Source organism: Burkholderia sp. BCC0398, assembly GCF_902833245.1.
Lineage (GTDB): Bacteria > Pseudomonadota > Gammaproteobacteria > Burkholderiales > Burkholderiaceae > Burkholderia > Burkholderia sola.
The window spans coordinates 1-324 of the sequence record NZ_CADFEM010000060.1; the positions used below are offsets into that span (position 1 = coordinate 1).

Consider the following 324-nt stretch of genomic DNA (forward strand, 5'->3'; position numbering starts at 1 on the left):
CGGTACCAGTGGTTCAGGCGGATTTCGCCGCAGAAGTGCAGCATCAGCGTCTCGAGCGGCGGCGCCGGATCGAACTGGAAGCGCACCGCGTGCAGTTCCGCTTCGGTCGGCACCATCTCCGGCTTGAAGCGGCGCAGGTATTCCATCAGCACGAGCGAATGCTTCTGCTCCTCGAAGAACCACACGCTCATGAACGCGGAAAAATCGCTGTCGTGCTGGTTGTCGCGCAGGAACATCTCCGTCGCGGGCAGCGCCGACCATTCGGTGATCGCGTTCATCTTGATCGTCTTCGCCTGCTCGTCGGTGAGCAGCGAAGCGTCGAAC

Annotated in this window: 1 pseudogene; it reads right to left on the reverse strand. The window is 61.7% G+C overall.

From position 1 onward, the window contains the following. Positions 1-324 (reverse strand): annotated as a pseudogene (locus HWX76_RS36500) (ferritin-like domain-containing protein); the annotation flags it as partial.